Genomic DNA, 9,001 nt, shown 5'->3' with positions numbered 1-9,001 from the left:
GCTGACCACCGAGGACGTCGAGGCCTCCGACGTCGTCATCACCATGGGCTGCGGCGACACCTGCCCCGTCTTCCCCGGCAAGCGCTACCTCGACTGGGAGCTCGAGGACCCGGCCGGCCAGGGCGTCGACGCCGTCCGACCCATCCGCGACGACATCGACCGCCGCGTGCGCAACCTGCTCGCCGAACTCCTCGACGCCCCCGCGTAGTCTCGGTGCCCCCGCGAGTCGGCCCGTTCGATTTCGGGTAGTTCCCCACAGCGGACCGACAGCGGAGGCAACCCGATGGGCGCACGTTTCCAGGAACTCGACTGGCAGCAGACGCCCCTGGGCGAACTCGTCCTGCGCCGCCGGTGGGACCCGGTGTTCGACCGCGAGGTCCACGAGATCAAGCTGAACGACGAATTCCTGATGTCGAGCCTGTTCACGGTGTCCGAAGTGGAGATGGCGCACCTCGCGCTGGCGGGCCTGCCCGCGCCGCTGGACGTCGTCGTGGGCGGGCTCGGCCTCGGGTACACCGCGCGCACGGTGCTGGAGAACCCGAACGTGCGGTCGCTGGTCGTGGTCGACGCGCTCGGCGAGGTCATCGAGTGGCACCGCCGAGGGCTGCTGCCCGGTGGCGCGGAGTTGGCCGCCGACCCGCGCTGCCGGCTCGTCCACGGCGACTTCTTCGCGCTCGCGCGCTCCGGCCGGGGGTTCGACCCGGAGGAACCCGACCGCCGCTTCCACGCGATCGTCGTGGACATCGACCACTCTCCGCGCCACCTGCTGCACCCGGACAACGCCGACTTCTACCGGCCGGAAGGCCTCCACCGACTGGCCGACGGCCTGCACCCCGGCGGCGTGTTCGCCCTCTGGTCCAACGAACCGCCGGACGACGAGTACACCGCGGCGCTGACCGACCGGTTCGACCACGTCAGCGCCGAGATCGTGCGGTTCCCCAACCCGCTGCAACAGCGTGAGGCGACCAGCACGGTCTACGTGGCCAGGACGTCCGGCTGACCGGTCGCCACGGGTGGCCGACCCGAACCGGCAACACGGCCGCGCCACCGGCAGTAAAGTCGGTCCGGAGATCACTTCTTCGGAGGATGTAATGAAGCGCAACATCACCTGTCCCTGTGGAGTGCACATCACGGGCCAGGACGAGGACGACCTCGTGACCAAGACCCAGCAGCACCTCAAGGAGAACCACCCGGGTCACGACTACTCCCGGGACGAGATCCTCTTCATGGCCTACTGAGCCAGCACGGAGTCATCGCGCGAGTCATCAGGCGCGGTCGCGGTCTACTTCTTCTTCGGCGGCGTGACGGTGACGGGGAATTCCACTGTCACCGGCGGCGGCGAGCCGGCCGTGACCGTGCCGCTGATCGTGCCGCCGACCGCGTGGGGACCGGCCAGCAGCCGGAGGACGAACGTCACCGATCCGCCCGCGGCCAGTTCCCGCCCGGCCGCGCAGGTCACCGTGCCCTGGCCCGCCGGGCACCCGACGGTCTGCCCCGCCGCGCCGTCGAACCGCACCAGCACCCGGCCGCGCAGGTTGTTGCCGGGGCCGACCACCCGGATGCCGTCCGGCAGCGTCAGCACGAGCGTCGGCGACGGCACGGGCGTCCGGCCGGTGTTGCGGATGGTGACGGGCACGTCGACGGGCGGCCCGCCGGTGTCCATGGTGAACCCCTGCGGCACTACCGGCACCAACGGCTCCGCGACAGGCTCGACGACGGTGGTGGTCGACGCACCGGCGACGGGCTGCGCGGACGGCACCGGCTCCACCGGACCGCTCGCCGGCTCCACCATCGGCGACGGCGTCGTGCCGGGCACCTCGGCGGGCGTGGACCGCGGGACCGAGGTCGACCCGGACGTGTGCGAGTCGGCGCTCACCGTGGGCGGCAGGGCTTCCGGCGGCGGGATGACGACCTGGCGCTCGCTGTTCAGACCCCACACGACGGCCACGACCACCGCGGTGGTCGACGCGGCGACGCCGAGCCACGGCGCGACCGAGTTCGCCGCCGCACCCACCGCTGTTCCCGCCTTCGCCGCACCCGCCGACGCGGCCAGGTAGCCCGCGGCACCGGTGCCCAGCACCAGCGGCGCGATCACCGCGCGCAGCGTGCCGTTGACGTCGGCCAACTCCGCGGCGAGGGCACGGCAGTCGACGCATTCGTCCAGGTGCGCCTCGACCTGGGCCGCTTCACGCCGGTTGAGGCCGCCCCGGGTCCACGCGCCGAGCCTGGTCACGGTGGCGCGGCAGCGGCTCGCCGGGTTGCGCGCCAGATGTGCCTGGAGGTAGGCCGTCTTGAGGCCTTCGCGGGCCCGGTAGGCCAACGCGGAGGCGCCGTTCGCGGTCAGCCCGAGCAGCGGCGCCAGCTCGGCGGCCGTCTGGCCCTCGATCTCGGTCTGCCACAACACCGTCTGCCAGCGCTCGGGCAGGCTCTCGAACGCCATCGTGGCCAGCGACCGCTCCAACGTCGCCACCGCCGGGTCCTGGAAGGGCACCGTGGTGACCTTCTCCACGCCCGAGACCGCCTCGACGTCGTCCACCAGCCTGAGCCGCTTGTCCCGCCGCGCCCGGTCGTACGCGCCGTGCCGCACCGCCGTGAGCAGGTAGGCGCGGAACGCCGAGTCCGGCCCCAGTCCCGCGCGCAGCACGTCGAGCACCTTGGCGAAGGCTTCCGAGACCAGGTCGTCGACCTCGGCGCCGGACCGGGACAGGTGCCTGGCCAGGTTCCGGGCGGCGGCGACGTGGCGCTCGTAGAGCAGCCCGTACGCCTGGATCTCCCCGCCGCGCACCGCTGCGATCAACTCCGGGTCGGACGGCGGCCGGGTCTGCTGCGGCCGGGTCTGCTGCGGTACTTCCCCGGTGTCACCGCGCAGGGCGTGGTCGAGGTCGTCGCGCAGGACCGCGAGGTCGGCGGTCTCCCACCGGTCCAGCGCGTGTTCGTCGGGATGCCCGATCAACCGGACGTCTCCTTCCCGACACGGCAGGTGTGCGCGGAGTGCGCTGTCGACCCTATCGAAGGTCCGCCGGCAAGTTTCGTCGAGATACCCTCTGCCGGGCCATCCCTTACACCCGGCCGTCGCAACGTTTTCGCCGACACAGCCACATCGGCTCGGCCACCGGACGCCTTCTGGCCCCCGAATGGGGGATGGTGCGAGCATGATCGGCACGATGCGGTTTCCGTAGACTGCCGCCGTGACGGGGAGTATCGCGGACGGACGGCGGCGGGGGCGTCGGCGGGGTGAGCTCACGGTCGCGGTGATCGCGCAACTCGCCGGGGTGTCCAAGCCGACCGTGTCGAAGGTGCTGAACGGCCGGACGGGCGTCGCGTCGGAGACCCGGCGGCGTGTCGAGGCGTTGCTCCGCGAGCACGGGTACCGGCGGCCGGCCGCCATCGCGCCGGCGGCCGTCATCGAAGTGGTGTTCTACGGCCTGGAACGGCACATGGCGATCGAGATCATGCGCGGCGTCGAGCAGGTGGCGCGCGGGCACGAGCTGGCCGTGGGTTTCACCGAGGTGGCCTCGCCGACCGCGCCCGGCCGGTCGTGGGCGGAGGAGTTGCTGGCACGGCACCCGATCGGGGTGCTCGCGGTGCACGCGGCGTTCACCCCGGACCAGCACGCGCTGCTGGCGGCCGGCGCGATCCCGCTGGTGGCGCTCGACCCGTCCGGGGAACCGTTGCACGCCACGCCATCGGTCGGTGCGACGAACTGGAGCGGCGGCATCGCGGCGGCCCGGCACCTGCTCGACCTCGGCCACCGGCGGATCGCCGTGGTCGGCGGACCGCTCGACTCCCTCGGTGCCAGGGCCAGGCTGGAGGGCTGCCGGGCCGCGATGGACGCCGCCGGTGTCCGGCTCGACGACCGGCTGGTGCGCGCCGGCGAGTTCACCTTCGAGGACGGTTCGGCCCTCGGCCGGGAGCTGCTGAGCCGGCCGGACCCGCCGACCGCGGTGCTGTGCGGCAACGACCTCCAGGCGCTCGGCGTGTACGCGGCGGCCTGGCGCCTCGGGCTGCGCATCCCGGACGACCTCAGCGTGGTGGGCTTCGACGACATCGACAACACCCGCTGGTGCTGCCCGCCGATGACCACCGTGCGGCAGCCGCTGGCCGAGATGGGCGCGACGGCCGCCCGGATGCTCATGGACCTCGCCGCGGGTGACACGCCCGTCCAGAGCCGGGTCGAGCTGGCCACCACGCTCGTGGTGCGCGACAGCACCGCACCGCCGAGGGCTTGAACCGCGTCACCGACGGCCAGGCCGCGGCGGCTGGTCGGCTGGCCAGCCGCCGCGCCTGGTCGGGCTGGTCGGGCTGCGGCGGCTGGTCGAATACACCTGAGCGGCGGCGACTGCCTGCCGCGGCGGCCGGTCGGCTGTGACTAGCGTCGGCGGCTGTGCCTGACCGGTCGGCGGCGGTTGTGACTGCATGCCGTGGCGGTTCGGTCGGACTCCGCCGCCGACCGGTCAGCGGTCCAGGGCTTGGGTGATGTCGTCCCACAGGTCGTCCGCGTCCTCGATGCCCACCGAGAGCCGGATCGTGCCGCCCGTGATGCCGTTCGCGTTCAACTCGTCCTCGGTGAGCTGCCGGTGGGACGTGCTGGCCGGGTGCAGCGCCAACGTCTCCGTGCCGCCCAACGACGGCGCCAAGCGGACCAGGCCGAGGCCGGTGACGAACCGCCGGCCCGCGTCCGCGTCCGCGAGGTCGAACGAGAAGGTGCTGCCGTAGCCGTCGAGGAACCGGGACGCGACGGCGTGGCTGGGGTGGGTGTCGAGGCCCGGCCAGTGCACCTCCCCCACTGCCGGGTGCTCGACCAGCCGCCGGGCCACGATCCCGGCGTTGCGCTCGTGCCGCTCGACGCGCAGGGCCAGGGTGTTCATGCCGCGGATGGTGAGCCAGGCGGCGAACGGGTCCGGGGTGACGCCCAGCTCGATCGAGTGGTGCCAGGTCGCGCGGTGGCGGGCGACGTCGGCGAACACCGCCACACCGCCCGTCACGTCGCTGTGGCCGCCGAGGTACTTGGTGGTCGAGTGCACGACGACGTCCGCGCCGTGCTCGATCGGGCGGCACAGCAGCGGTGAGGCGAAGGTGTTGTCCACGACCACGAGCACGTCGTCGCCCGTGACGGCGGCGAGCGCGGGCAGGTCGCTGACGTGTCCCGTGGGGTTGGCGATGGTCTCCAGGTAGAGCACCTTGGTCTCGGGGCGCAGCGCGGCGCGGACCTCGTCCGGGTCGTGGCCGCCGACGTAAGTGACGGTGATGCCCCAGCGTTCCTCCAGGTCGTGCAGGAGGGCGAGGGTTCCGCCGTAGAGCGCGCGCTGGGCGATCACGTGGTCGCCGGTCTTGAGGTTCGCGAGCAGCACCGCGTTGATCGCGCCCATCCCGGAGGCGGTGGCGAGGGCCGCCGCACCGCCTTCGAGGGCCGCGACGGAGTTCTCCAGCGCCCGGACCGTGGGGTTGCCGAGCCGGGTGTACACGAACGCGCCGTCCGGCCTCGTCATCCCGTCGGCGAAGGCCTCCAGGTCGTCGAACGAGAAGCCGGAGGTCTGGTACAGCGGCACGGACAGGGGCCTGCTGGTCAGGGCGGGAACGTCGGTGTGCACGACGCGCGTGTCAGGCTTCATGGCACGAGCTTGCGTGCGGAAGTGGTGTGGGACCAGGTCCAATTCGGCTAGATTGGTCTGATCGTGAAACCAATCGCCGTGGACGACCTCGCCGGCCGGCTCGGGCGCTGGTCGGCGGGCCGTGGCTCGCTGTACCTGCTGCTCGCCGCCCGCCTGCGCGAGTTGATCGACGAAGGCCTGCTGCCCTCGGGCACCTTGTTGCCGCCGGACCGGGCGCTGGCCTCGGGGCTCGCCGTGGGGCGGACGACCGTGATCACCGCGTACGACCTGCTCCGGCAGGAAGGTCGGCTGACCCGCCGGCGCGGCAGCGGTACGTGGGTGTCACCGGGCGGCCGTGCGGCGGCGGCCCGGGAGGAGACGGCGAACCCGATGTTCGTGAACCTCCTCGAACCACCCGACGGTGTGCTCCAGTTCGCCTGCGCCGGTCCGCTGACGCCGCCCGCCGGCCTGGCCGACGTCCAGCGGCGGGCGGTGGACCGGCTCGGGGACGTCGACCTGGGCTACCACCCGTCCGGGCACCCGGCGCTGCGTGCCGCGCTCGCCCACCGGTACCGCGATCTCGGTGTGCCGACGACGGCGGACCAGATCGTGGTGACCACCGGGGCGCAGCAGGCGTTGGCGCTGCTGACCCGCGCGTTGGTGCGGCCGGGTGACGAGGTGCTGGTGGAGGCGCCGACGTACGCCGGTGCGCTGGACCTGTTCCGGGAGGCCGGTGCGGTGGTGCGGGCGGACGACGACCTGGCCGGCGCGCTCGGGCGGGGCAAACCCGTGCTGGTGTACGCGATGCCCGCGTTCCGCAACCCCAGCGGCACGTCGATGAGCCCGTTGGAACGCCGGCGGCTGCTCCGGGTGTCGGGTGACGTGCCGGTGGTCTTCGACGAGGTGCTGTCCGAGTTGGACCTGACCGGGACGCCGGCGCAGCCGCCCGACGCGGCGGCCGTCACCGTGGGGTCGTTGAGCAAGGTGGTGTGGGGCGGGCTGCGGGTCGGCTGGGTGCGCGCCGACGCGGCTCTCATCGCCCGACTGGCGCGGTTCAAAGCCGTGCAGGACTTGGGCAGCGCGGTGCTGGACCAGCTCGTGGCGGTGGAACTGCTGGCGGACTTCGACGCGGTGCGGTCGGCGCGCGTGACGGCGTTGCGGCGGCAGCACGACCGCCTGTGCGCGGGGCTGCGGGAGGAGCTGCCCGAGTGGGAGTTCACGCCCGCGCTGGGCGGCCAGACGTTGTGGGTCCGCCTGCCCGGCGTTGACGCCGCGTCCTACGCACAGGTGGCGCTGCGGCACGGGGTGGCCGTGCTGCCCGGTGGTTCGCTCGACCCGACCGGTGGCAGCGGTGACCGGCTGCGGTTGCCGTTCAGCGCGGAACCGGAGGTGATCGACACCGCGGTGGCCGCGCTGGCCGCCGCGTGGCGCGCGTTCGCCGCCGACCCGATCCGGCCGCCGCTCGTGCCGTCGATGTCGGTCTGACCGGCGCGCAGTGACCTGCCTCACGACCTGTCACAGCCTCCGACAGCGCGGTGTCTTGTGCTCGAACCGCTTTGAATTCGGAGGAGAGACCATGGCTGTGAACACCGATGTGGTCGTGATCGGCGGCGGGTACGCCGGGGTCATGGCGGCCAATCGCCTGCGGCAGCGCGACGACGTGACCGTGACCCTGGTCAACCCGCGGCCGACGTTCGTCGAGCGGATCCGCCTGCACCAGCTGGTCGGCGGCACGGACGACGCGGTGGTCGACTACGCGGACGTGCTGGCCGAGGGCGTCCGGCTGGTGGTCGACAGCGTGACGCGGATCGACGCGGCCGAGCGCGGCTTGGCGCTGGCGACCGGTGGCACGCTCGACTACGACTACCTGATCTACGCGGTGGGCAGTGGCAGCGCCGACCCGACCGTGCCGGGAGCCGCCGAGTTCGCCCACCCGATCGCCACCCTGGAGGACGCGCAGCGGCTGCAGCCCGTCCTCGACGCCGCTCCCGTCACGGCGTCGGTGACGGTGGTGGGAGCCGGCCCGACCGGCATCGAGACCGCGACCGAGCTGGCCGAGGCCGGCCGCCGGGTGACCCTGGTGTGCGGCGGGGTGCTCGGCCCGTACCTGCACGCCCGGGGCCGGCGCTCGGTCTCCAGGCAGATGGCCAGGCTTGGCGTGACGGTGCTCGACGGTCCCGGCTCGGCGGTGACGGCCGTGACGCACGATGCCGTGCGGCTCGCCGACGGCCGCGAGCTGCCGAGCGCGGTGACCATCTGGACTGCGGGCTTCGGCGTGCCGGACCTGGCCGCCCGCAGCGGGCTGAGCACCGACGCACTGGGCCGGCTGCGCACGGACGAGACGTTGACCAGCATGGACGACGTGCACATCGTCGCGGCGGGTGACTCGGCCGCGCCGTCGGACCTGCCGCTGCGGATGAGCTGCCAGGCCGCGATGCCGCTGGGCGCGCGGGCCGCCGACACGGTGCTGAGCCGGATCGACGGCGAGGAACCGTCGCCGCTCAACCAGGTGTTCGCGGGCCAGTGCATCAGCCTGGGCCGGAGCGCCGGCATCTTCCAGTTCGCCCACCGGTACGACGTCGCGGTGGGGTTCCACATCGGCGGTGGCCTCGGCGCGAAGGTGAAGGAGATCGTGTGCAAGGGCACCGTCGGGCACCTGACCGGCGAGGCGGGCAAGCCCGGTTCGTACCGCCTGCACCGCGTCTCGGGAGGCGCCAAGCGCCGGGAACTGCTTGATGCCAGGCACGGCGAGGCCCCGGTCGACGCCGAACAGGTGGTCTAGACGGGTCTGGACGTATGAGGCCAGGACGTCGGTGATGCCTGCGTGGAGCAACCCGTCCTATCGTCTCGGTCCCTACCGGCCGTCGCCACGTCATAACCCGCAAAAACTGGATGAGTAGGGACGAGGGGTGTCACCGACACGATTCCCTCGCCGCGCGGTCGACTTCACACGTCCGTGCGCCCCGGTGACGGACCGTGCCATTTCCGACCGGTTTCCTTACCTGGTCGGGTGATGACGTGCGAATGCCTGTTCGACTATTGTTCGGGTATGGATGTTTCGCCGGTTTTGTTGACCGAGGACGACGTGTTCGCCACCATTGCGGAGGTCGAAGCGTCGATTCGGGCATCGCACCGGCGGCGTCTGGAATTGCTGGCGCAGGTGTTGCGGTGTGATTTTGACCTGGATGCGTATCGGCGGTTGACGCGGGCGAATCCGGCGGAATTCAAGCAGTGGGTGGCGCAGGTGGAGTTGTTCCTGCCGTCGGTCACACCGACGGGGCAGTCGCTGCCGCCGCTGTACCGGGCTGCCGGTGCCGCGCTCGCGGAAGGCGTGTTGTCGGAGGGGCATCTGCGGGAGTTGGCGCGGGCGTTCACGACGTTGAAGTTGCCGGACTGGTCGGAGGAGGTCC

General features: G+C 72.4%; 9 protein-coding genes. 7 read left to right on the top strand and 2 right to left on the bottom strand.

The window, feature by feature from the left end:
* From OQ02_RS38775 to OQ02_RS42050, 3 genes are all read left to right on the top strand, one after another.
* Positions 1-208: hypothetical protein (locus OQ02_RS38775; protein ID WP_033443679.1), on the top strand; the 208-nt coding region annotated here is incomplete at its 5' end.
* Positions 209-283: 75 nt separating this feature from the next.
* On the top strand, positions 284-1,000 hold the full coding sequence (locus tag OQ02_RS38770) for a spermidine synthase (RefSeq protein WP_033443678.1): 717 nt from the start codon (positions 284-286) through the stop codon (positions 998-1,000).
* Between the two features lie 91 nt (positions 1,001-1,091).
* Positions 1,092-1,238: a DUF1059 domain-containing protein gene (locus OQ02_RS42050; RefSeq protein WP_063747237.1), complete on the top strand. Its 147-nt coding sequence runs from the start codon at positions 1,092-1,094 to the stop codon at positions 1,236-1,238.
* Between the two features lie 44 nt (positions 1,239-1,282).
* On the opposite strand, the gene OQ02_RS38765 is transcribed toward OQ02_RS42050, so the two are convergent.
* Positions 1,283-2,953, bottom strand: coding sequence for a sigma-70 family RNA polymerase sigma factor (locus OQ02_RS38765; RefSeq protein ID WP_051773465.1), 1,671 nt, complete (start codon positions 2,951-2,953; stop codon positions 1,283-1,285).
* 235 nt (positions 2,954-3,188) lie between these two features.
* Here OQ02_RS38765 and OQ02_RS38760 point away from each other — a divergent pair, with 235 nt between their 5' ends.
* Positions 3,189-4,229, top strand: a complete 1,041-nt coding sequence (locus OQ02_RS38760; RefSeq protein WP_156077607.1) for a LacI family DNA-binding transcriptional regulator — start codon at positions 3,189-3,191, stop codon at positions 4,227-4,229.
* A 225-nt stretch (positions 4,230-4,454) separates the two neighbouring features.
* On the opposite strand, the gene OQ02_RS38755 is transcribed toward OQ02_RS38760, so the two are convergent.
* Positions 4,455-5,612, bottom strand: a complete 1,158-nt coding sequence (locus OQ02_RS38755) for a trans-sulfuration enzyme family protein (RefSeq protein WP_033443677.1) — start codon at positions 5,610-5,612, stop codon at positions 4,455-4,457.
* A gap of 63 nt (positions 5,613-5,675) precedes the next feature.
* Between OQ02_RS38755 and yczR the strand changes: the two genes are divergently transcribed.
* From yczR to OQ02_RS38740, 3 genes are all read left to right on the top strand, one after another.
* Entirely contained in the window at positions 5,676-7,076 is a 1,401-nt protein-coding gene (gene yczR / locus OQ02_RS38750; protein ID WP_033443676.1) for an aminotransferase-like domain-containing protein, read from the top strand.
* Positions 7,077-7,167: 91 nt separating this feature from the next.
* Complete coding sequence (locus OQ02_RS38745; RefSeq protein WP_033443675.1) at positions 7,168-8,373, top strand: NAD(P)/FAD-dependent oxidoreductase; 1,206 nt, start codon at positions 7,168-7,170, stop codon at positions 8,371-8,373.
* 267 nt (positions 8,374-8,640) lie between these two features.
* Positions 8,641-9,001, top strand: a 361-nt coding sequence (locus OQ02_RS38740; RefSeq protein ID WP_033443674.1) for a hypothetical protein, incomplete at its 3' end; no start/stop codon positions are given.

Source organism: Saccharothrix sp. NRRL B-16314, assembly GCF_000716595.1.
Lineage (GTDB): Bacteria > Actinomycetota > Actinomycetes > Mycobacteriales > Pseudonocardiaceae > Actinosynnema.
The sequence above is the reverse complement of the archived record's forward strand: the minus strand, read 5'-3'. Positions and strand labels throughout refer to the sequence as shown.